The sequence below is a fragment of the Pseudomonas sp. CGJS7 genome (assembly GCF_036961695.1).
On the sequence record NZ_JBAMDI010000071.1, the window covers coordinates 22639 to 46378 of the forward strand.

Sequence of the window (23740 nt, forward strand, 5' to 3'; positions counted from 1 at the left end):
GCGAAGGCCGGTCATCGCCGGCCCCGCTCACGCCCGCTTGCGCCGCTCGCTCCGATTGAGCGCGCATCTGCAGCGGCGCAAACATCGCGTCGCTAGCGTGCCGGTCTGATCCAAGCGCTACGCCGGGTCGGACGCCACCATCGCCGGGCTGTCGAGCGGAGTCGATGCATCGACCGACCCGCTGACGATCCTGCCGTCAAACATGAAGACTTGCCGATCCGCCCACTCGGTGTAGCGCGGATCGTGAGTCACCATGCACAGGGTCGAGCCCGCCAGGTGCAACTCTTTCAGCAACTGCATCACCGATTCGCCGTTCTTCGAGTCCAGGTTGCCGGTGGGCTCATCGGCCAGGAGGATGGAGGGACGCCCCACCAATGCGCGCGCCACGGCGACGCGCTGCTGCTGGCCGCCGGACAGTTGCGCCGGATAGTGCTTGGCGCGATGGGTCATGCCAACCCGATCCAGCGCTTCCATCGCCATCTTGCGGCGTTCGTTCTTGTCGACGTCCGCGCGATAAGTCAGCGGAACCTCGATGTTCTCGGCGATGCTGAGATCGCCGATCAGGTTGAACGCCTGAAAGACGAATCCGATCTGTTCGCTGCGCACTCGCGCCCGCTCCCGTTCGTCCAGGGCGCCGACTTCCTTGCCGTTGAGCACATAGCGGCCAGAGGTGGCGGTGTCCAAGGTTCCCAGAATCGACATCAATGTGGACTTGCCGCACCCGGAGGGCCCGGTGATGCTCACGAACTCGCCGCGATCGACATGGAAGTCGATGTCGCTCAGTGCGTGGGTTTCCATGTCCTCGGTCAGGAAAATCTTTTGAACTTTGGTGAGTTGTATCAACGCAGACGTACTCATGTGCGGTCAGCCTTTCCTTGTGCCATTGCCTATAGTCGCGTGTGACGGGATCTACTCGATCGAGACCCTGGTGGCTTGATCCAGGGCGCTGATGTCGGACACGATCACTTTGTCGCCTTCCTTGAGCCCGCTCAGGATCTGGATCTGATTGACCGAATCCTTGCCGAACCGGACCGCAACCCGCTCGGCGCTGGCGCTGTCGGTCATGCGGAACACGGTCGCGTCCGAGTCCGGTATCGCGTTTACCGGGCGAGCGACGAACAAGGTGTCGGTCAAACGGTCGGTGGCGATGATGCCTTCGACGGATTGCTCGCTGCGGGCGTTCGCGGGCAATGCGCCGGTCAGCTCGACCTCGACCAGGATCGTGCCTTTCTCCACCACGGGATTGACCCGGCGAACCTTGCCTTGAGTCCGCGCCCTGCCGATTTCGATCGTCGCCGGTTGGCCCGGGGCCAGTTCCGCGGCTTGCGATTCGGCGACTTTCAGTTCGGCCATCAGCGTACTCGGCCGCGCCACACGGGCCAGATTGACGCCCGCGGCGACGCGTTGCCCTTCCTCGACGCCGATCTGCTGCACCACTCCGTCCAGGCCGGCCTTGACCCGAAGTGCGTCGGCTTCCAGCTGACGCAGATCGCGCGTGCGCGCGAGTTGATCCAGGCGCACCTGACTGGCCGCAACTTGGGCCTGCATGTTGTGCTTGGATTGTGCAGCGCGTTGTCGTTCGATCCGTACGCGGTTGCCCAGTTGCCGCATTTCTATCGACGTCTGTTTGTACTGCACCAGCGACAGCACGCCCTTCTCGTGGCCGAGCCGACTGGCTTCTTCCTGGACGCGCGCCGATTCGAACTGGCCTTCGAACTGGGCCAGCGAAGACTCGACTTCAAGCAAGCTCGCCTGCATCCGAGCGCGCAGCGCGGCGTGCTCGGACGCTGCGGAAACGTAGGCGGACTGCGCCGCGAGCAGACGGTCTTGCACGTCCGGATTGCTTAGCTCCAACAGTGCGCTATCGGCTTTTACCGTCATGCCGGGCCGGATCAACACCCGCTCCACCGTCGCATCGGTGCGCGCAACCACCCACCGCGTCTGACTGGGAACGAGTTTTCCCGGGCCGCGAACCGCGCGCGTGAATTCGCCGCGGCGCACCACTTCGATCGCCGCATCGGCACGGTCGAGCGTCGGTGCGCGGGCGCCCAAGGCGGCGACCGATATCGCCGCGGTCAACAACGCCAAGCCGATGAGAATAAGCGCGACGCGCTGACGGCGCCGTTTGCGTTGTCCAAGATCCGGGCGCGCGACATCCATGTGTCTACGATCTTCCTTAAGGAACACAAAATTTTTTTCGATGTGCGTATTGACATTGGCGCTGGAGCGAGCCAATGATTTGAGCATAGCAGTAGAAAACCGCGACGGACAAGTAATCGCCTCGACGTCGGATATGCGGTTTTACGCAGCGGAAAACCCAAGAATCGGTTCCGCTACATGGATGTGTTGAGAGCTAGGACGATGGACATGGATGTCGCCGCCAGGGCCGAGCCGCCCAGCAGCTATTCAGCGAGATCACTGCGCAAACGGTCGCCGTCGGCGACCGTTGCCGCCCGCCGATACGCCGAGGTATGCAATGCGCGATGACATTCTCATCGCGCTGCGACGGATGCGCCGGAAGAAAGCATCGGCGCTGGCGATCGTGTTCCTGCTCGCGTTGGCTGTCGCCAGTGTCGGTTGTGTGTTCGCCGTTGCGTATGGCTTGCTGTGGAAGCCGCTGCCGTATCCTGCGCAGGAAAGGCTGGTTCAGCTGAATCTGCGCTCGGCCAAGATGGGTATCGATCTGGGATGGTCGGCGCCGTACCTGGACGCGGTCGCCAAGGGCAGTCGGCAACTGGAGGCGGTAGTCGCTTACCGGCAGCGGGAAACCTCGTTGTTCGACGATACCGGCAAGTACACCGGCACCAGCGAAGTCGTCAGCGCCGAACCGGGTTTGTTCGAGTTGATCGGCGCCCGTGCGGCGTTGGGGCGAACACTGTCGAGCGACGACGCCGCGCAGGGCGCCGATCCGGTCGCCGTGATCGGCTGGAATCTGTGGAAACGGCAGTACGGGCAATCGCCGGAGGTGTTGCAACAGCGCATTCAGATCGGCGGTCAGCGTCACCGCATCGTCGGCGTACTGCCGCAGGGCTCGGGATTTCCAGAGAGCGACGTGCAGGTCTGGCTGCCATTGGGATTCGCGCCGGAGGAGCTCGCCCCCGGCAACGCGGGCTCGTTCGGAAATCTACGCGCCGTTGGACGTTTGAAGCCGCAGTATCTCGCCGCGAGCCTCGGCGGCGAAATGATGGGTCTGGTTCGTTCCGATACGGCATTGAAGTCGATCGCCGACGAGATCGATCTGCAGGCCACCGCCCGATCCATGCGCTACCTGTGGATCGGCGAGCGCGAGGCGTCGTTGAAGTCCATTCTGCTGGCGGTGTTTCTGGTGTTCATTGTCACCACGGCCAATGCCTGCAGTCTGTTCATGTTGCGCATGCTCGGTCGCCGCCAAGAACTGGCCTTGCTCGAGGCGGTCGGCGCGACGGCCGCGCGACGGTCGGCGCAGACCGTTTATGAAGCGGCCCTGTTGAGCGCGTGTGCGGTGGCGGCCGCTGCGGCCATGATTCCAGTCGGTTTGGCGCTGCTGCGCTTTTTCGATGTGTTGCCGGCAGGCATCCCGCAAGCGATCGGTTTCGACGCGGCGACCGTGGCGGCGATGGCAGCGATGTGGGCGGTGGCGACGGCGGCCTTGGCGGCCAGCGGCCTGAGCTGGCGTAAGCAAAACGTCTATGAGGTGCTGCGACAGACCGGCAACGGGCAAACCGCGAGTCAGGCGACCCATCGCGCTCGCCAAGCACTGGTGGTCGCTCAGATCGCCGCGACCTTCGTGTTGCTGGTCGGAACCGCATTGTTGATGCGCAGTTCGCATCGGCTGCTGGAGCAGGATGTCGGATTCGACCGATCGGATCGTTTGGTCGGGACCATTCAATCCGCGCGCGGCGGCAGCGACGAACCGGTCGAGGTTCTGCGTGCGCAGATCGCCGCCTGGTTGGCGGCCGTCCGGACTGTGCCTGGCGTCGAATCGGTTGCGCTCTCCACCTCCGCGCCGTTCAGCCGTACCGTATCGGTGGAGGCGTTCCACTACGCCGGTCCCGGCAACGAAGGTAAGCGCACATTGCCGAACGCGTACGTATCCTATGTCAGCTCGGATTATGCCAAGGCGATGGGACTGCCGTTGATCCGCGGCAGGGGATTCAACAGCGCCGATGCCGACGGCAAGGCGCCGATCGCGTTGATCGATGAGGATCTGGCCAAACAATATTTTGGCGATGCCGATCCCATCGGCAAGACGATTCGCGTCAACGACAGCGCCATCGGCGAACTCGTTGGCGTCACCGTGGTCGGAGTGGTCGGCAGAGTTAGGCAACGTACGTTGCTAAGTCGCGACGAATACCCATCGATCTATCTGCCGGAGACGGTTCCTTTCAATGTGCATGGCATACCGACGGATTCGGTCGAGCTGATCGTCAAGGCCGACCGGCCTGCGGTGGTCGCCGAACTGATTCGAGCCCGGATGTCGGAGATTGCTCCCGCGGTGAAGTTCGGATCGTTAATCACGATGGAGCGCAGGATCTCCGACACCATCGTCCAACAGATTCGATTGAATCAACTCCTGCAGATACTGGCGGCAATCACCGTCCTGTTGACGGCGGTCGGGCTTTACGCGCTGCTGTCCAGCGCGGTGGTGACCCGGCACCGCGAGTTCGGCATCCGCATGGCGCTCGGTGCGAGTGCGGAGCATCTGATGCGGATGGTGTTTGGCCAAAGCGGGCGCATGCTCATGATAGCCCTCGGCTTGGGATTGCCGCTGGCGCTGTTGCTGGGCGCCGCGCTGAAACCCAGATTGTTCGGGATTTCGTTTTTCGACCCGGTGTCGTTGATCGCCGTCGCCGCGCTGTTGTTGCTCGTGCAGATTATCGCCAGCGCCGCGCCGGCCCGTCGTGCGTCGAAGATCAAGCCCATGGAGGCGTTGCGCAACGAGTAGGCGAATAGCGCCGGCATTGGCGTCGCCGATCGGCTAAACCGGATGGCCGAGAATCTCAACGATAGAGAAGCATAAGCGTTACAAGGAAGATGTAGGCAGGTCGCCACGGATGTAAGGACGATACGAAGCGACCGCCACGAATGGGTTTTATTTGGATCGAACAAGGACGCATCGGTCGGTCGACAGGGAGTATGTCGCGTGCGTAGTGCCGTGAGTGAGCGGAATTTCATAGCTTTTCTTCTGGAGCAAGGGTTCAGTACCGATAAGGTTCGCGAAGAACTCATATCGATGGGCTGGTATCCGCAGAATGCGTCCCTTGCGTTGCAGCGTTGGGCGGACGGAATCGTCGAGGACGAAGTTTCCGCGCCTTGTCCCGGCCCAGATCTGAGCCAGATGCCGTCCCGCCTTGAGGCGGGGGACCGGCAGGTCGTGGTTTTGCTGCGGATGCATCGGCCCAAGATGTGCCTGCTCGGCGATTTTATCGCTGCCGAGGAGTGCGCCGAGTTGATCGAACTGTCCAAACCGCGGATGCGGCGGTCGCAAGTCGTGGTCGGCGATGGCAGCGCGAATGAAGTCGGTACGATCGCTTACGCGCGCACCAGCGACCAGACGTTCATCGAGCGCGGTAGTTCCGAACTGGTCGATCGGCTGCGCGATCGCGCAGCCGAAGTCATGGGCTGGCCCGCGGCGCAGATGGAAGATCTGCAGATCGTGCGCTATCGCCCAGGCGCGGATTTTTCGGCCCACCGCGACTATTTCTGCGAAAAGGCGCATGCCGATCTCATTGAACGGCAAGGGCAACGCGTAGGCACGTTGCTGTTCTATCTCAATACGCCGCCGCGCGGAGGCGCTACCGCCCTGCTGGACGTGGAGTTGGAAATCTATCCCCAGCAAGGCAACGCCCTGTTCTTCGGCTATCCGCAGGCGAGCGAAGAATCGATGACCTTGCACATGGGAGTGCCGCTGGGCGAGGGCGAAAAATGGATCGCGACTTTCTTCCTGATCGACCGGGTGCCAAAAAAGCTCGGCCAATCCAGCGACGATGGGAGCGTTTGATATGTCGATCGTGAAGGCGTTCGCCTCGCCGCTGGGCGTGGAAACATCCAAGGTCTCGCACGCGGTGGCGCAAAAATATTTCGAGCAGGTCCGCAGAAGAATCGGTTGCGCGCTGATTAAAAACGGACAGGAACGGCTCGCGGCTCAAGCTGGAGACATTTGCGTCCCCAGGGGCCAGTCTTGGCGCCCGGAAGTGGGATTGGCGGCAAGCGCTTGCGTTGCCGGCATGGCTGAGTTGGGTCTGCTGCAATTGGCGGTCGCCTCCGCGGACACCGGCGCCTTCGCCCAGGCTTCGATCGAGCACGCACAGACCCTGTTGGCGGATGGATGGGCGGTGCCGATCAGGGGGCAGGTGACGGTATGGGCGGAGGAGGGCGCATTGCGCATTCAGTCCGAACTCGGCGTCGCCAACTTCCAGAACGAACACGGTCGACTGGTTGCCGACAGATCCGATGCCGGTCGCCTGTGGCATGTGCGCGCCTTCAGCGACGGTGGGCCGCGTTATGCCATCGAGTCTGCTCACAACTATGCAGCGGGAATCTTTCCCTGGCCTCGGCAATGGAGCGTAGAGACCGATTGCGACGTCGCGCCGGCCCCGGCCCCTGTGATCGAATCGCGGGATCTCCTATCGGCGGCGATGCGATTGGTCAGCCAGGCCTCGCCGCACTACCTGGAGTGGATCAGCTGCGTGGTAAGCGGATTCTTGCTGGCCTCCGGATCCGCCCACGGAGGCATCAGCAGTCCGGATTTCCCGGGCCTGGTTGCCGTGAGTCCGCTGGCCGATGAGCTCGACTACGCTGAAGCGATCCTTGCCGAAGCGTGCCATCAGTACCTGTTCCAGTTGCTGCTGGTCTTGCCGCTGACCAGCGAGCGCGTGGAGGAAATCCACTACGTATCGGCCAAGCGGGCGTACTTGACCACGCGCAGGGCTTTGGTGATCGCGCATGCGCACGCCAATACGATTCTGATGCTGCGCCAGTTGGCGCTGCGGCCGGAGTATGCCGAGTCCGCGCGCCGTCGTATCGCCCGCCGCATGCTGTTGTTGGAGGCCGAATCTCTTCCGGCGTTGCAAGTCAGCGCTGAATTGACCGACGCGGGAAAGGAACTTCTTGGCAGGGTGAAAGAGCTGGTTGCCGAGTAAGCCCACGAAGGTTCCAACGTCGATGACGCACGTTTCTCCAGGGCGTTCCGTCAATCGGGCGATGAGTTTCACGGTGCGCGGAACCCACCCCGCGTCCGTCAAAGAATCTGCGATCGCGCAGGTGCCTGTTGCCGGCTAGGCAACTCATAGAAGAAGGATGCTCAGATGAACAATGAAGTCAAAGGTCAGGACGATCTCGCCAAGGCTGCGGCCGAACTGGTTCTGCGGGAACTCAATGAAATCGAGACCCGCGACATCTTCGGCGGCGACGGCGGCGGCTGGGTCCGTGTCGGGCCGGTGCAGCCGATCCCGCGCCTGATGCAAGCCTGAGTCAAGGCGGAGGAGACGGCGTACGCCGTCTCCTCTTTTTACTTTGTGGCGGTAGTCTCCGCCGGTCGTCGAGTCCGCAGATCGAAGGAGGGCTCATGCGCATCAATACGTTGTATGTGATTATCAAGATAGTCGAGCGTTGCAACCTCAACTGCTCGTACTGCTACTACTATGCTCCCGAGAACGCGGATGTGTATTTGCGTCCGGCGAAGATGAGCGTGGAGCTGCTCGATCGGCTGATCGACTACATCGCCGAAGCCTTCGACAGCACCGAGATCGGTGGCGTGGTGTTCGCGTTTCATGGGGGCGAACCAACCCTGGCCAAGGCCGACGCGATTCGAGAATTCTGCGATACGGCCAGGCGAAAGCTCGTCGATCGGGCCAAATCGGTGGCCTTTGCCATCCAGACCAACGGTGTGTTCATCTCTGATGCCTGGCTGAAGTTGATTCATGACCATGAAATTCACGTGGGCGTCAGTCTCGATGGCGATCGGGAGTCGCACGATCAATATCGGGTCGATCACCGCGGCCGCGGCTCCTACGACCGCATTCGCGTAAACATAGAAAAGCTCAAGACCGTAGCGACGCAGTCGCGAGTCAATCTCGCAGCGCTGACGGTGATGGAGCCGGCATTCAAGGGGCTGGATTACTACCGTCATATGGTCGATGAAATCGGCCTGCGCGATCTAAAACCCTTGTTTCCGGATTGCACGTTCGACAATCCGCCGCCGGCCGAAGATGCCACGCGCCTGGGGCGGTCGCTCTGCGACATCTTCGACCATTGGCTGTTGCACGACAGAAACCGCGTGCGGGTGCTGCTGTTCGAAGACGCGGTGCGCAATGTCATGCTCGCCCCGCTGGAAAGAACGCCGCATACCGACGAAGTAACTTTGGGCTGTGCGGTTCTTAGCGATGGCAGAGTGTTGATTTCCGACGACTTCATGCCTCCGGCGGAGTGGTTCGCCGGGCAGCAGCGGCACACCGTATTCGATTCCAGTTTCGCCGATTGGTTTTCCCAGCCGCATGTGAAGCAGGCCTTGCGCGCCAAGTCCGAGGTGCCGACCGGCTGCCGCGCCTGTCCGCATGCCAACAGCTGTCGGGGCGGCGAGATTCCTCATCGCTATTCCAAGGCCAGGGGGTTCGACAATCCTTCGGCGCACTGCACGACGCTGAAGATGCTTTACGACCACATTGCCATGCGACTGGGCAGCGGCAAGGCCGAGGTCGAGCGCACCAAGGCGCTAAAGCGCGTCGAGACCGCGTGACCATGCACAACGCCCCCCAAACCAGTGGCCTGCCGTTTCCCGCGTTGCTGCGGAAGGAACTGTTCGACCCCCGGGGACTTCCGGAGTGGTATTGCCCGGTACAGGGAGGTCGTTCGTTGCCGGAATGGGTGTTGGTTATCGGCAGCTTCGCATTGTTCGGTGCGTTGTTTCTGGCCATTGCCTTGGTGCCGCATCAGCGGACGCAGCGGATTCGGGCCGTGTCCGAACGCCCCGCCCAGGCTTGCACGGCATCGCAAGTCGAATGCCGAATCGTGCTGCGGATCGCACCGGATTCTGTACCGCCGGCGACCGCGCCGGTGGGCAGCGAGATCGTCGTCGCCACGAGTGCGCCGAACGTCGCCGAGGTGACGGCCAAGGTCGCGCAGTGGCCCGCGGCCGCCCAGGCAGAGCCAGCGCTGGTGCACGTCGCTTGGCCCGCGCGCGCGCGCTTGCCTTCCGGAGAGGTGACGATCTCGTTCGTAGAGACCAGAACCTTGTTCGGCTGGTTGTTGCTGAGAACCGATGCAGCGCGCCGCGGGAGGCCGCAGCCATGATCTCGCTGTGGCATTCGTTGCGCTCAGCCTGGCGCGCGCGCCGTCGCCCGCCGGTGGTGCTGCAGTCCGAGATACTGGAATGTGCGCATGCCAGCCTGGCCATGATCGCTCAGTATCATGGCAAGGCATTGAGTCTGCAGAGCTTGCGCGAGCGATTCGTGCCGCCGACGCGCGGCACCAGCATCAACGAACTGGTTCAAATGGGGCAGGCCGTTGGCATGCGCGCTCGCGTATACCGAGCCGAGCCCGCTCATCTGGCTCAGTTGCGCATGCCCTGCGTCGTGCACTGGGACATCGTTCATTTCGTGGTGCTGGAATCCTGTGCGGCCGAGAGTTTCAGCATCGTCGACCCGGCGATTGGACGTCTGTCCATCGGCAAGGAAGAGTTCAACCGGCGCTTCACCGGAATCGCCGTGGAAATGGAGCCGGCGGAGGATTTCGGCGATGCGCCGCCAAAAAGCAAGCGCAACGCGCTGGAGTTGCTGGGGGTTGGCTTCAAGGATCGGATCGGCACGATTCTTCGCGCCGGCCTTCTGGCGCTGATGCTTGAGGCGTTGGCGTTGAGCGCTCCGTTGTTCATTCAGGTGGTGACCGATTCGATCATCGCCTCGGCCGACGCGGAGCTGTTGCTGATGCTGGCCGCGGCCTTCGTCGCGGCATCGTTGCTGCAGACCTTGATTTCGCTCGCGCGCTCGTCATTGCTGATCCGTCTGGGCGAGGCGCTCACCATCGGCTGGAACGTCACTGTATGCGGCCGCTTGCTGAAACTGCCTTACGAATTCTTCGTTCGCCGCTCGATAGGCGACATCCATTCCAGATTCGGCTCGATCGAAGAAATACAGCGCACGGTTACCCACCGTTTCGTCGAAGGGGCGTTGGACGGAATCACCGCATTGCTGTCCTTGACGATGATCATGTTGTACTCGCCATTGCTGGCGGCGCTGACGCTGTTCTTCTCGGTCTTGTACGGCCTGTTCCGGTTCTTGACCTTTCCGCGGCTGCGCCAGGCGCAGGAACGCGGGATTCGCGCGCAGGCGTCGCAGCAATCGCTGTTGCTGGAAATACTGCATGGGATCCACTCGATCAAGGCCAACGGGTATGAGGCCGGGAAGCTTGCAAGATACAACCGCAAGACCGCCGACACCGCGCGCGCGACCTCCAGCGTTCAGCGTTGGACCAAGACGGTAGAGGAAGTCGGGCAGTCGATCCTGCGTCTGCAGCGGGTTGTAGCGATCGCGGTGGGCGCGGCGTTGGCGATGCGCGGGAGCATCACCGCGGGCATGCTGGTGGCCTACATCACCTACACCAGCCAATTCTCCGAGCGTTCCACCCGGCTTCTGGATCTGATCTCGGATTGGCGAATGCTGATCGTTCATGGCAACCGTTTGTCGGACATCGTTTCAGGCGCGCCGGAACACAGCGGCGGAGACGAAGCCGCTCATCCGGAACGTTGCGACTTCTCGATCGACAATCTTCGGTTCCGCTACAACGACGACGGCCCTTGGGTGCTTGATCGCGTCAGCTTCCACGTGAGCGACGGCGAGTGTGTGGCGATCACCGGACCTTCGGGTACGGGGAAATCCACGCTGGCTAAGCTGATTATGGGCTTGCTGGAACCCGTCGAAGGCACGATCGCCATCGGCGGGGTAAGGATCGACCGAATGCGCCGGACCGAGCTGCGCGGCCAGATCGCCTGCGTGCTCCAGGACGACCAGCTGTTCAACGGGACCATCGCCGAGAACATCGCTTTCTTCGAGCCGGGTTTCAGTCGCGAACGGGTGGTTGAGGCGGCCAGGATGACCCGAATTCACGACGAGATCATGAGCATGCCGCTGCGCTACGAGACGCGGGTGATCGACCTGGGCGCTTCGCTCTCCGGAGGACAACGGCAACGTCTGATGCTGGCCCGGGCCTTGTATCGCAATCCCAGGATTCTGGTGCTCGATGAAGCCAGCAGTCATCTGGATCTGGAGAACGAACGCTTGATCAACGAATCCATTTCCGCGTTGAACATCACTCGGATCATCATCGCGCACAGGCCGGAGACGATCGCGATCGCCAGCCGCGTGTTGCAACTGCGATCGGGAGAACTGACCGAGCTGGAGAGTCGAATCGCCGAACGTTCCGCCGCGGAGTTGATGGTGAGCGCTTGAACGGCCACGGCCCGCCATCGGGCGATGGATGCGGCTGCGTTCCATCGCTGGAGCCGACTGCCGCAGAAACTCGCCGGTATCCATGTATCTCGTTACCTCATAAGGCCTGAACTGTCATGACTTTGATGAATTCGATGGTTTCAAGAATTCCCGATCTGGGCGATGTCGCGATCTACGACGACATCGTGCCTGTCGATCTTCAGCGAAGCATTCTCAAGCTGGTCAGACGGCCGATCTGGGCCTATGGCTGGAAGTCGGTCAAGGCCGCCAACCGCTTCTGCTTCTGGCACGCGCATTTCGCGGGCGGCGAAGAGGACAGCCGCGCCAGTTGCGAGGACGAGCTGGCCGGCAACGCTCTGGCCGCACCGGTCCACGAACTGTGGAAGCTGCTCTCGGCGAACATACTGAAAGGCCACGAGCCGATGCGCGTTTATGCGAACGGGCACACCTATGGCGTGGAAGGGTATGTCCACACCGACAGCACCGATGAACAGAATTACTTCACCACCATTTACTACGCACACGCGGCCTGGGAGCCGGATTGGGCCGGCGAGACGGTGTTTTTCCATTGGGGGTCGGACGACATTTCGAAGGCGGTCAATCCCAAGCCCGGACGGGTCGTGCAGTTCCGCGGCGCTACCGCGCATGCGGCCCGCTCGCCCAGCCGGGATTGCCCGGAACTGCGGATCTGCGTCGTCTTCAAAACCCAGCTGTCCAGCAAGACTGTCTGACCGATCGCGGCCGGGGTCGGGCCGTCATTGCCTTCATATCGAGGTAACGCATCATGGAAGCCCTGCGCGATGTCGGATGATGGGTTTGGCGAGAAGTTGCGGGAACTGGGGGCCGACCGGCTCGCGCATTCTCGCAGATCCCTGTCCGATCACTTGCTCGGCACCGGCCGGATACTGCGCGGCTGGGGTTGCGACGATGCGGTCTGCGCCGCAGGCGCCTTTCACAGCGTGTATGGGACCAACGCATTCGCGCTTTCCTGTCAGGATCGCCGCGATCGCGATCGGGTGCGCGACATGCTCGGCGCGCGCGCGGAACGGCTGGTGTATCTGTTCAGCGTCGGCGACCGGCCGCAGGCGTTGTTGAGCGCTTTGAGAGAAGCGCGCCTGATCGATCGTTTCACCGGCGCGTCCATCGACGTAACCCCGGCGGTGGTCCGCGATCTGCTGGAAGTGGAGTGCGCCAACCTGATCGAGCAGGGCGCCGGCCACGCCTTTCTGGCCGAGCTGATCCAACATGCCGATGCGGGCGGAGCCGCCGTCATCAAGCCGCGGATCGCCGAGGATATCCGACGGTTTCTCGACCATCTGACCCGTTTCGATTTCGCCCCCTGTTCCCACCAAGGAAATCACATGGACGTTTCCACCGCGGTTGTGTCAAACGATGCCGACGCCGCGCAGTTCGATGAGCGCGGGTACCTGGTGCTGCGCAATCTGCTGTCGCGCCGTTTTCTGGATGTGGCGCTGCGTTACTATCTTTCTTATCTGAAGTTGAACGATTATTACAAGGTCGACGACGGCACCCGGGCTTTGGACCGTTACGCCGATGCATTGGGCGAGGCGTTCTTTCCGGAGATCCAGCCCGTCATCGAGCATCGGATAGGGAAGAAGCTGTTGCCGACCTACTCTTTCGCGCGCATCTATACGCCGGAATCGCGCTTGACCAAGCACGTCGATCGCGGTTCTTGCGAGATCAGCGCGACGATGACCGTTGGGTTCAAGACTCGTCATGGCTTATGGCCTATTTTTCTGGAGCACGCCGGCGAAAGCGTCGCGGTCGAGCTGGACGTCGGCGACGCTCTGATCTATCGCGGAATGGATCTTCCGCATTGGCGCGAGCCGCTGGAGTCGGGCTTCTGGTGCCAGCTGTTCTTTCATTTCGTCGATGCCGATGGCACGCTTTGCGGACTGCGGTTCGACGAGCGCAGCAGCCTGGGGCCGTTTCTTCCGCCATTGCGCGAGTGATCGTGTTGCACGCGGGGCACACCCGAGCGCTGCGGTGCGGTGGGTTGTAGGCTAGGATTCAGCGAATCCTTTCGTCCGAGTAAAGCCAGTGCTCAGCCCGTCGCGAATCGCAGCAGTTCTGGTGTGCTTGTCATTGGCATCGTGCGCGGCCGATGACGCCGCAGCTCCCTCGCCGGTCGCTCGGCCGGCGAAGCCGGCGGTGTCGGCGCCGCTGGCGGATCCCAATCCCTCCGCTGTGCCTGCGCACGCGGCGGTCGACACGCTGAGCATCCGTTTCGATGCGCTTTCCGCGACCGACGGCTTGACGGTTTCCATCGACGCGAAGGGCGACGCCGACGGAACCACCGTTTTTTCAAACGAGACCTGCTGCGGGCTGGGCGACGTTCAGCGCTTGGTTCGCGATGTCCAGGTTCGATCCGGCGGCGAGGCGATCGCCGTCGAGCAGGGTCCGAAGGGGTGGAGCGTCCGCCACGCGCCGAGCGCGCCGTTGACGATCAGCTATCGGCTGCCTCCCAGTGGGATCACCACCATCGACTCGGGCATGTTGGACCAGGTCCGGCCTATCGTTCACGAGGGGATGTTTCACTTGATCGGGCGCTCGGCATTGTTGTTGCCGAAGGGGCGTCCACAATCCGACTGGGTCGGGTTGGAAGTGGATGCCAGTCGCGTTGCCGACCCGCGACATTTCGCGTCGTCGTTCGGACCGGGCAACGTTTTGCGAGGGTTGGTGGTCGCCAGAAGACAGATCGCTCCGGCGCTGTACCTGGGCGGCAACATCGCGCTGCAGGTGCGCGATACGGCCACTGGCCGCATCGGCGTGGCGTACTCGGGCATGGACGAGGCGGTGGATACTCGCGATCTGAGCGAGGACGCATACGCGATCGTCGAAGCCGAGCGTGGATTCTTCAAGGACGATCAGCCGTGGTATCTGGTCAGCGTACACGGCGGCAGGCGACTGAACCCGAAGATCGACATCGGCGGAGGCACCGGCTTGACCCAGGCCTTCGCCATGTTCGTGCGCTCGGACCTGGATGCCTCGGACATGCGACAACGCGAGCCGTTCCGCTGGGTGCTGGCGCACGAGTACTTTCATCAGTGGAATGGACTGACGCTGCGTGTGGCGCCGAAACCTGGCTCTGTCGATAAAGACGACGTCGGGGTGTACTGGTTTTCCGAAGGCGTGACGGAGTTCTATACGATGCGTCTGCTGACGCGAGCCGGCTTGCAATCGCCGCAGCGCTCGCTCGCGGTGTTGAACAACAAACTCGCGCGTTATGGCGCCAATGGCAAGCGTGGCCTCGGCGCCAAGCAAGCCGCCGCGGTATTCTGGTCGGATTCCGATGGCGAGCAGATTCCCTACCTGCGCGGCTACCTGGCCGCCTGGTATGTCGATTTGGCGCTCGAACGCGCCACGGCCGGGCGGCAGGGGCTGGACGAACGGCTCGGCGAGCTGGTCGCGCGAGCCAAGGCCGAGCCGGATTTTCGCGTCGATAACGCGTTTTTGCTCGGGTATTTGACGGCGGGCTTGCCCGCGGACGTTGGCGGCGCGCTGCGCAAGTTCGTAGTCCAGGGAGGCGAATCGGTAGTCGCGGCGGACAGCTTCGCGCCCTGCCTTGTCGGCCGCAGGGAACAGGTCTCCGGCCGCCAGACGTTGCAGTTTCAGTTTGCGTCCGGGCAAGACGAAGGCTGCTTCCGCCACTAGTCGGCGCCCACGCTTCTTTCGCCGTCGCCGCCAGGAGTCTGTGGCACGCGCCTGCCGCCAGCGGGCGGCCGTCGACCGTTGCCGCGCGCACGAAAAAAGGGAGCCGGCTTGCGCCGGCTCCCTTGCGTTGCGTGCAAATCCTTCCGATCGCCGGGATCAGAGGAACTTGTAGTTGAAGCCCAGGTAGTACGCGCGGCCGATGGTGTCGTAGACGCCCGAACCGAAGGTGTCGCCGTACATCGCCAGCGGCGGATCGGAATCGAACACGTTGGTGATGCCGCCGTACACGTCCCAGCCGGTCTTGCCGAAGGTGTAGCCCACGCGCACGTCGTGGACGACGCCGGCGCCGGCCTTGCCGGGCGTGACGAAATACGGATCGGCCTTGTAGGTGTCGTAGTCGTCGGTGCGGGCGACGCCGGAAACGAAGCGGGTGCTCCAACTGGCCTGCCAATCGTCGCGCGCATAACTGGCGCTGAAGCTCGCCTTCCACTTCGGATAGCCCAAAGCGTTGAGGAACTTCACCGCCGATTCCGGATCGTTCTGGAACGGGTAGTCGGTGTAGCCGAGCACGCGGCTGGCGTCCAGCTTCCAGCTCATCTTGCCGCCGTACAGGTCGTGCGCGTACTGCACCCCGATATCGACGCCATCGGTTTCCTTGGCGGCGATGTTCTGGTAGATCGCGGTGACGTGATCGATCTGGCCGTCGCCGCGGCGGACGACGTTGGAGCAGTAGATGTTCTGGATGCCGCCGGGGGTATCGACGCAGCGGCGCGCGGTGGTCTCGAAATCGAGGATCGAGATCGCGTTGCGCAGCTTGATTTCCCAGTAGTCGACGTTGATGCTCAGGCCTTCCACGAAGCTCGGCGTGAACACGAAGCCGGCGGTCCAGGTACGGCCGGTTTCCGGCTCGAGGTTGGGGTTGCTGCCCGACAGGCCCTCGTTGGTGCCGTTGATTTCGTCGCGGAACGTCGTCGGCAATCCCAGTGCGGCGCAGTTGGCGCGGCGAACGTCCGGATTGCTGGCGCGGCCGATTTCCTGCGCGTCGCAAGGATCGTCGATCAGGCCGTAGTTCTGGCTTTGCCCGCCGAACAGCTCGTCGATGTTGGGCGCGCGCACGGCCGAGGACGCGTTGCCGCGCAGACGCAGGCTGTCGTTGATCACCCAGTCCAGGTTGTAACGCCAGGCGCGGGTGTTGCCGATGGTGTTGTAGTCGGAGAAACGGATCGCGCCGCCGATGGTCAGGTTCTTGATCAGCGGCAGGTCGTGCAGCACCGGCACCGCGGTTTCCAGCCACAGCTCGCGGACGTTGTAGTTGCCGCCGGAGCTGGGAATCGCGTTGAGGAAGGTCGCGCCGGAGATGTCCAGCGGATCGTTGATCTGCTTGCTGGTTTCGCGGCGGTATTCCAGGCCGGCGGCCAGGCTGACCGGACCGGCGGGCAGTTCGAACAGGTTGTTGTTGACCAGCGAACCGCCGGCGACCATCTGGGTCAGACGGGTCTTGGTCAGGGTGGTGACGTTGAACCAGTCGCGCGCTTGCGGAGTGATCGCGCCTTCGCCGAACACGCTGAAAGGAATGCAGCTGGCCGCGACTTCGGGGGAAATCACCTCGCCGGTCGAAACATTGAGCGAACCGGGATCGCGCTGCGAACGGCAGACGATCTTGCCGGTGGAGTCGGTCACCGCATCCAGGCCGGCGTAGAAGCGCTCGCGGTGACGGTTGTTGAGGTTCTCGCGGCGTTCGTGGGTGCGGCCGTAGTTGACCGACAGGTCGTACTGCCAATCGGTGCCGAGCGCGCCCTCTGCGCCGATCACCAGGCGCTGGGTCTTGCGCTCGGTGTCTTCGCCGCGCAGACCCGAGTCGCGGTCGTCGCGCGAAACCACGAAGTCTTCGCCGCCCGTGGCCGCTTTCAGCGCGTCGCTGAGATAGGCGTTGTCGGAGGCGATGTAATGGCCGCCGTAGGTGCCCCAGGTGTTGAACGCGGCGGTGCCGCGCGACTTCACGTTCACCTTGTTGTACATGCCTTCGAAGTACAGGCGGTGATCGGTATTGATGTCGAAGCTGCCGGTCGCGTTGAGCGTGGTGCGGTCGTACTTGGGCTGCAGCTGGAACGAGCCGTTGCTGTCGTTGTGATCGCAGTCGGTGCACCTTCTGCGGCCTGCGTCGACCAAGCCGTCCTGGCGCAAACGCCGGAAGCTGCCGTCGGGATTGAACACGTACAAGGTGCTGGGATCGCGGAAGTTCGAACCGAACACGCCGTTGGTGGTGAACTCGTAAGAACCGCCGTTGCGGAAGAATGCGCGGCTGTATTCCGAGCCCGGGGTGCTGATCGTGGTCAGGTCTTCGTTGCCGAAGCGATCGCGGAACTCCAGGCTGTCCTGGCGCGAATGCTCGAGCGAAGCGGCGATGTTGCCGCGGTCGTCGGCGAAGTTGGTGCCGGCGGTGACCGCGACGAAAGCCTTGTCGAAGCTGCCGTGCTGGCTGGTGCCGTACTGGGCGTGGACGTTCGCGCCTTCGTACTTCTTCTTGAGGATGAAGTTGACCACGCCGGAGACGGCGTCGGCGCCGTATACGGCCGAAGCGCCGCCGGTGATGATTTCGACGCGTTCGATCCAGTCGGCGGGAATCAGGTTGGTGTCGACGGCAGTCGTGCCGGAGGAGGAACCGACCATGCGGCGGCCGTTGACCAGCACCAGGGTGCGGGCGGTGCCGAGGTTGCGCAGATCCTGCATCGCCACGCCGGCGGTGCCGATGTACTGGGTGGAGTTGCCCATGGTGAAGCTGGTCGCCAACTGCGGCATCGTGGTCAGCACGTCGCCGATGTTGACCGCGCCGGTGGCCTTGATGTCGGCGGCGGTCAGCACGCTGACCGGCTGCGCCGACACGACGTTCGGGTTGGAAATGCGCGAGCCGGTGACGGTGACGGTCTCGATCTTGGTGACGTCGTCGTCAGCGCCGGTGCTGGCCTGCTGGGCATAGGCCGGTGCGATGGAGCTGATCAGCGCGGTGCAGACCGCGGTGGTGAGCAGTTTTCTATTCACGAGTGGACTCCGGAAATGTGCAAAGACATTGCTTCCTTACCGTGCGACTTCCCTGGTGTTGGAAGACTGGTTTGGCATCGATGAATTAGGAGATCCCGAGTGTCCGTCGCGCAGCCCCCCGCGCCGACCGACAATCCCCTGCGGCCGAAACTACGATTTCTTAACGGAAGACGCAACGAATGTGCAAAGTGGGTCGAAAAAAATTGCAACAAATACAAGCTGTTACAAAATTCTGATCCTTTGCCGAATTTGGCCAATTGATTTTGAGTGTTTGGGCGCACGTTTTGCGTGGCTTGCTTGCTCGCGCAAAATTTCATCGAATCGCGCAATCGGCGGATGCCGCGCGCGCGATGGGTTAGACCTGTCGAAGCCGTTCGATCGGCCTGGGCCTGAAAGCGAAAGAGCCGGCTTGCGCCGGCTCTTTCGGGTTTACCGCCTGGAAGTACGCAGGCGTCGCGATCAGTAGAACTTGTAGTTCACGCCCAGGTAGTAAGCGCGGCCGATCTGGTCGTACAGGCCCGAACCGAAGCCGGTGCCGAACAGGTTGATCGGCGGGTCGGAGTCGAACAGGTTGGTGATGCCGCCGTAGATCTGCCAGCCGGTGTCCTTGATCTTGTAGCTGCCGCGCACGTCGTGGGCGACGCCGGAGCCGGCGTTGTAGACGTTGACCGACTTCGGATTGGAGCGGAAGGTCTCGTTGGTCACGCGCAGGCCGCCGTCGGCGTAGCGGGTGTTCCAGTTCACGTCCCAGTTGTCGCGGGCGTAGGCCACGCGCAGGGTCGCCTTCCATTCCGGGAAGCCCAGGGTCTTGTTCTGGTCGACCGTTTCGTCCTTGTCTTCCTGGAACGGGAAGTCGGTGTAGCCCAGCACCTTGGTCGCGTTGACGTCCCAACGCATGCGGCCGCCCCACAGGTCGTGGGAGTAGTACACGCCGATGTCCACGCCGTCGGTTTCGGTGGCGGCGATGTTCTGGTTGATCGAGACCAGGAAGTCGATCTGGCCGTCGGGACCGCGGCGGGTGTTGGTGCAGTAGATGTTGTTGATGCCGGCCGGGTTGTCGACGCAGCGGTCGGCGGTCTGCTGGAAGGTCGGCGCGCCGATCGCGTCGGTGATGCGGATCTTCCAGTAGTCCACGTTCATGCCGAAGCCTTCCAGGAAGGTCGGAGTGAACACGAAGCCGGCGGTCCAGCTGCGGCCGGTTTCCGGATCCAGGTCCGGGTTGCTGCCCTGCAGGCCTTCGTTGGTGGCCGAGAAGGTGTCTTCGAAGTCGGCCGGCAGGCCCAGCGCGGCGCAGTTGCGGGCGCGCACGGCCGGATCCTTGCCGTTGCGGATGTTGAGCACGTCGCACGGATCGGAAACGCCGCCGAAGTTCTGCGACTGGCCGCCGAACAGTTCGTCGATGTTCGGCGCGCGCACCGCCGCCGACATGTTGCCGCGGATGCGCAGGCTGTCATTGATCGCCCAGTCCAGGTTGTAACGCCAGGCCTTGGTGCTGCCGATGGTGTCGTACTTGGAGTAGCGCGCGGCGGCGCCGACGGTCAGGCTCTTGATCAGCGGGATGTCGTGCAGCAGCGGGATCGCCACTTCCGTCCACACTTCGCGGACGTTGTAGGAACCGCCGGCGTTGGGGATCGCGTTGAGGAAGGTCTGGCCGGAGATGTCCAGCGGATCGTTGATGGTCTGGCTGGTCTCGCGGCGGTACTCGACGCCGGCGCCGAAGCTGACCGGACCGGCCGGCAGTTCGAACAGGTTGTTGTTGGTCAGCGAACCGCCGGCGACGAACTGGGTCAGGCGCGCCTTGGAAATGGTGGTGACGTTGAACCAGTTGGCCGCGCCCGGGCTGATCGCGCCTTCGCCGAAGATCGAGAACGGAATGCAGCTGGCCGCGACTTCCGGCGAGATGATGCCGTCCGGGGTGCCGGTGTTGTTGTAGTACGCCAGGTTGACGTGGGTCGGATCGATCTTGGAGCGGCACACGATGTTGCCGTTGGCGTCCTTGACCGCGTCCAGGCCCGCGTAGAAGCGTTCCATGTGGCGGTTGTTGAGGTTGCGGCGACGCTCGTGAGTGCGGCCGTAGTTGACCGACACGTCGTACAGCCAGTTGCTCTCGCTGCCGAACGCCGCGCCTTCGGCGCCGAACACCACGCGCGCGGTCTGGCGGTCGGTGTCTTCGCCGCGGCCGCCGGCATCGACGTCGTTGCGGCCGACATTGATCGACGCGCGCGAGCCGATGAGGGCCAGCAATTCCGGGGTCATGTACGCGTTGTCGCGTTCGATGATGTGCGGATTGCCGGTGGCGCCGAACGCCGGCGAGGAGGTGGTCTTGCTGTGCACCTTGCTGTACATGCCTTCGAAGTACAGGCGGTGATCCTGGTTCAGATCGAAGCCGGCGACGGCGCTGACCGTGTCGCGCTTGTAGCGCGGCTGCAGCTGCAGCATCTGGTTGTTGTCCAGGCGGTCGCAGTTGGTGCAGGTGGCGTTGCTGTTGCGGTCGACCGCGCCGTCGAAGCGCTGCTTGCGCACCTGGCCGTTGCGATCGAAGGTGTAGCGCAGGTCCGGATTGAAGTTGCTGCCCAGCGAGAAGGTGCCGGCGTTGGTGATGGTGTAGTTGCCGGCGTCGCCGACCAGGGTGGTGTCGAAGGCGGTGCCCGGGGTGCGCAGGGCGCGGTAGGCCTGGTTGCCGAAGCGGTCGCCGAACATCAGGCTCTGCTGCTGGCTGTGCTCGTAGGACAGGGCGAAGTTGCCGCGGTCCTCGGCGAAGTTGCCGCCGCCGGTCACCGAGATGAACTGCTTGCCGAAGCTGCCGTGCTGGCTGTCGTTGATCTGCGCGTGCAGATTCACGCCTTCGTACTTCTTCTTGAGGATGAAGTTGACCACGCCGGAGACCGCGTCGGCGCCGTACACCGCGGACGCGCCGCCGGTGATGACTTCCACGCGCTCGACCCAGTCGGCCGGAATCAGGTTGGTATCGACCGCCGAGGTGCCGGCCGAGGCGCCGACCATGCGGCGGCCGTTGACCAGGACCAGGGTGCGGGCGGTGCCCAGGTTGCGCAGATCCTGCATGGCCACGCCGGCGGTGCCGATGAAGCGGCCGGAGTTGCCCATGGTGAAGGTGGTGGCCAACTGCGGCATGGTCGTCAGCAGGTCGCCGATGTTGATCGCGCCGGTGGCCTTGATGTCCTCGGCGGTCAGCACGCTGACCGGGGCCGGCGAGACGACGTTCGGGTTGGAGATGCGCGAGCCGGTGACGGTGACGGTTTCGATCTTGGTGACGTCTTCGTTGGATGTCGTCGCGGCCTGCTGGGCGTACGCCGGGGCGACCGCACTGGTCAGCGCGACGCAAACCGCGGAGGTAAGAAGCTTTCTGTTCACGAAGTGGACTCCTGAAAGATGCATTGAAATAGCGTCCCTACCGACTGACGTCCCTGTGGCGGGAGGGCGGCTTTTTTTGGCTTTTTTGTAGGAGAGCCCTAATGCGCGCGACGCAGCCCCCTGTGCCCGCGATCCATTCCCCTGGTACCGAAATTACGACTTCTTAACGTCAGATGCAACGAATCGGCAAAGTCCGAGACCTAATTCAGTAAACAGAATCGGGCTTTGCGGCTTATGGAACCGGGTTTTACGGGTTATTCTGGTAGCTATGCTATTGATCCCCCGCCTTTTTTTTGCCGCAGCCCTGTGCTTCGGGGCCGCCGGCGCGGCTTTCGGCGCCACAGTCGGCAAAGTCGAGATCCACGGCCTGGATGAGGCCATGACCCACAACGTGCGGGTCTCGCTGTCGTTGGTGGACAGCATCGGCAAGGACGTGTCGGGGCGCCGGCTGGGGTATTTGCTGCGCGAGGCGGAGAACGAAACGCGCGAGGCGCTGGAGCCGTTCGGCTATTACTCGCCGACGATCAAGATCGAGGACTCGCGCGGCACCCGGCGGATCGCGACGCCGGCCGGCAGCGATCCCAATGCGCCGGCCGATGCCGACCCGGGCGACACCGGCGCCGGCTCGTCCAATCCGGCCGATGCCGATGCCGGCGCGGCCAGCGATTCGGGATCGAGTCCAGCCGCCGCCGCGCCGCGCGCCGCCTCGCCGCCGGTGAATGTGGTCATCACCGTCGACAAGGGCGCGCCGGTCAAGGTGCGCCGTTCCGACATCGCCATCCTCGGCGCCGGCAGCGACGATCGTTACCTCAAGCAGGATCTGGCCGCATTCAAGCCCGGCCCGGATCAGGTGTTCGATCACGCCGCCTACGAGGCCAGCAAGACCAAGATCAGCCGGCGATTAGCGGAACGAGGTTACTTCGACGCTGATTTTTCTTCGCGGCGGGTGGAGATTACGCGCGCGGAACATGCCGCTGCGATTGACTTGGTCTGGACCAGCGGCTCACGCTACGACATGGGCCCGATCAGCTTCGAGCAAACGCCCAAGCGGATCATCCGCGACAGCTTGCTTGAGCGCCTGGTGTACTGGGAACAAGGCAGCTACTACCACCAGCGCAAGCTCGATACCTTCCGCGAATCGCTGGCGCGGCTGGACTATTTCGCCAGCATCGACATCGAACCGCAGCCGGAAAACGCGGTCGACGGGCAAGTGCCGGTCAAGGTCACCCTGACCCCGGCCAAGCGCAGCATCTACACCGCCGGCGTCAGCTACGGCACCGACAGCGGCGCCGGCGTGCGCCTGGGCGTGGAGCGGCGTTACCTCAACGATCGCGGGCACAAGGCGCTGGCGCAGATCGATTTCGCCGAACGCCGCAAGACCGCGACCTTGCAGTACCGCATCCCCGCCTTCGCCTGGCTCGACGGCTGGTACACCTTCAGCCTGCAAGGCGCCGACGAGCAGACCGATTACATCGATTCGCGCCGGATCGAACTGGTCGCCAGCCGCAGCGGCAAGATCAATCAGCACTGGACCGCGACCGCGTCGCTGCACGGGCTGCGCGAGCGTTGGGCCTATGCCGACGACGACGACGACGATCCGACCACGCCGCCGAAACCGATCGACTACCGCACCGCGACGTTCCTGTATCCCTCGCTGCGCGCCGAATACATCGACGCCGACGACCGCCTGTATCCGCGCAACGGCATCAGCGCCACCGCGTTGTTGCGCGGCGGGCTGGAAGCGGTGGGTTCGGACGCCAACTTCCTGCAGGCGCAGGTCACCGCGCGTTGGTACAAGGGTCTGGGACCGCGCAGCCGCCTGATCACCCGCGGCGAGCTCGGACACACCTTCACCAACTCGCTGGTCGACATGCCGCCGTCGCTGCGCTTCTACGCCGGCGGCGACCGCAGCATCCGCGGCTACGAATGGCGCGAAGTCGGCCCGCGCATTCCGCCGGCGCCCGACCGCAAGGCCTTCGCGCTCGGCGCCAAGAACGTGGTCACCGGCAGCGTCGAGTTCGAGCAGTACTTCAACGACAGTTGGGGCGCGGCGGTGTTCGTCGACAGCGGCAGCGCGTTCGACGACAGCCCGGACCTGCGTACCGGCGTCGGCGTCGGCGTGCGTTGGCGCTCGCCGGTCGGGCCGTTGCGCATCGACGTCGCCCGCGGCCTGGACCATCCCGATTCCGGTTTCCAGCTTTATCTCAACATCGGCGCCGATCTGTAAGGCG

The 23740-nt window shown here is 63.3% G+C and carries 15 protein-coding genes; 11 read left to right on the plus strand and 4 right to left on the minus strand.

The window, feature by feature from the left end; genetic code table 11:
- Positions 1–117: 117 nt before the first annotated feature.
- Positions 118–858 (minus strand): ABC transporter ATP-binding protein, encoded by a 741-nt coding sequence (locus V7787_RS32355; protein WP_336091449.1) that lies wholly within the window; start codon positions 856–858, stop codon positions 118–120.
- A gap of 51 nt (positions 859–909) precedes the next feature.
- The gene (locus V7787_RS32360) at positions 910–2160 is read right to left on the minus strand and encodes an efflux RND transporter periplasmic adaptor subunit (RefSeq protein WP_336091451.1); all 1251 of its coding nucleotides are present in this window, start codon (positions 2158–2160) and stop codon (positions 910–912) included.
- Between the two features lie 316 nt (positions 2161–2476).
- Here V7787_RS32360 and V7787_RS32365 point away from each other — a divergent pair, with 316 nt between their 5' ends.
- From V7787_RS32365 to V7787_RS32410, 10 genes are all read left to right on the plus strand, one after another.
- Entirely contained in the window at positions 2477–4924 is a 2448-nt protein-coding gene (locus V7787_RS32365) for an ABC transporter permease (protein WP_336091453.1), read from the plus strand.
- Positions 4925–5122: 198 nt separating this feature from the next.
- Positions 5123–5980 (plus strand): prolyl hydroxylase family protein, encoded by an 858-nt coding sequence (locus tag V7787_RS32370; RefSeq protein WP_336091455.1) that lies wholly within the window; start codon positions 5123–5125, stop codon positions 5978–5980.
- A 1-nt stretch (position 5981) separates the two neighbouring features.
- Positions 5982–7121, plus strand: a complete 1140-nt coding sequence (locus V7787_RS32375) for an aKG-HExxH-type peptide beta-hydroxylase (protein WP_336091457.1) — start codon at positions 5982–5984, stop codon at positions 7119–7121.
- Between the two features lie 165 nt (positions 7122–7286).
- On the plus strand, positions 7287–7451 hold the full coding sequence (locus tag V7787_RS32380) for a hypothetical protein (protein ID WP_336091459.1): 165 nt from the start codon (positions 7287–7289) through the stop codon (positions 7449–7451).
- Positions 7452–7546: 95 nt separating this feature from the next.
- A complete protein-coding gene (locus V7787_RS32385; RefSeq protein ID WP_336091460.1) occupies positions 7547–8716 on the plus strand; it encodes a radical SAM protein in 1170 nt (389 codons plus the stop codon).
- On the plus strand, positions 8713–9270 hold the full coding sequence (locus tag V7787_RS32390; protein ID WP_336091461.1) for a hypothetical protein: 558 nt from the start codon (positions 8713–8715) through the stop codon (positions 9268–9270). Before V7787_RS32385 ends, V7787_RS32390 begins: the two co-directional genes overlap by 4 nt.
- Positions 9267–11423, plus strand: coding sequence for a peptidase domain-containing ABC transporter (locus V7787_RS32395; protein WP_336091479.1), 2157 nt, complete (start codon positions 9267–9269; stop codon positions 11421–11423). Before V7787_RS32390 ends, V7787_RS32395 begins: the two co-directional genes overlap by 4 nt.
- Before the next feature lie 116 nt (positions 11424–11539).
- On the plus strand, positions 11540–12154 hold the full coding sequence (locus V7787_RS32400; RefSeq protein ID WP_336091463.1) for a 2OG-Fe(II) oxygenase: 615 nt from the start codon (positions 11540–11542) through the stop codon (positions 12152–12154).
- 69 nt (positions 12155–12223) lie between these two features.
- Complete coding sequence (locus V7787_RS32405; protein WP_336091464.1) at positions 12224–13396, plus strand: DUF6817 domain-containing protein; 1173 nt, start codon at positions 12224–12226, stop codon at positions 13394–13396.
- An 88-nt stretch (positions 13397–13484) separates the two neighbouring features.
- Positions 13485–15098 carry a M61 family metallopeptidase gene (locus V7787_RS32410; RefSeq protein ID WP_336091466.1) on the plus strand — a complete coding sequence of 538 codons (1614 nt, stop codon included), beginning with the start codon at positions 13485–13487 and terminating at the stop codon, positions 15096–15098.
- A 156-nt stretch (positions 15099–15254) separates the two neighbouring features.
- Here the strand turns inward: V7787_RS32410 and V7787_RS32415 are convergent, their stop codons facing one another.
- The gene (locus V7787_RS32415; protein WP_336091467.1) at positions 15255–18137 is read right to left on the minus strand and encodes a TonB-dependent receptor domain-containing protein; all 2883 of its coding nucleotides are present in this window, start codon (positions 18135–18137) and stop codon (positions 15255–15257) included.
- Between the two features lie 459 nt (positions 18138–18596).
- The gene (locus V7787_RS32420) at positions 18597–21509 is read right to left on the minus strand and encodes a TonB-dependent receptor domain-containing protein (RefSeq protein ID WP_336091469.1); all 2913 of its coding nucleotides are present in this window, start codon (positions 21507–21509) and stop codon (positions 18597–18599) included.
- 268 nt (positions 21510–21777) lie between these two features.
- On the opposite strand from V7787_RS32420, the gene V7787_RS32425 reads away from it, so the two are divergent.
- Positions 21778–23736 carry an autotransporter assembly complex protein TamA gene (locus tag V7787_RS32425; protein ID WP_336091470.1) on the plus strand — a complete coding sequence of 653 codons (1959 nt, stop codon included), beginning with the start codon at positions 21778–21780 and terminating at the stop codon, positions 23734–23736.
- Positions 23737–23740: the final 4 nt, after the last annotated feature.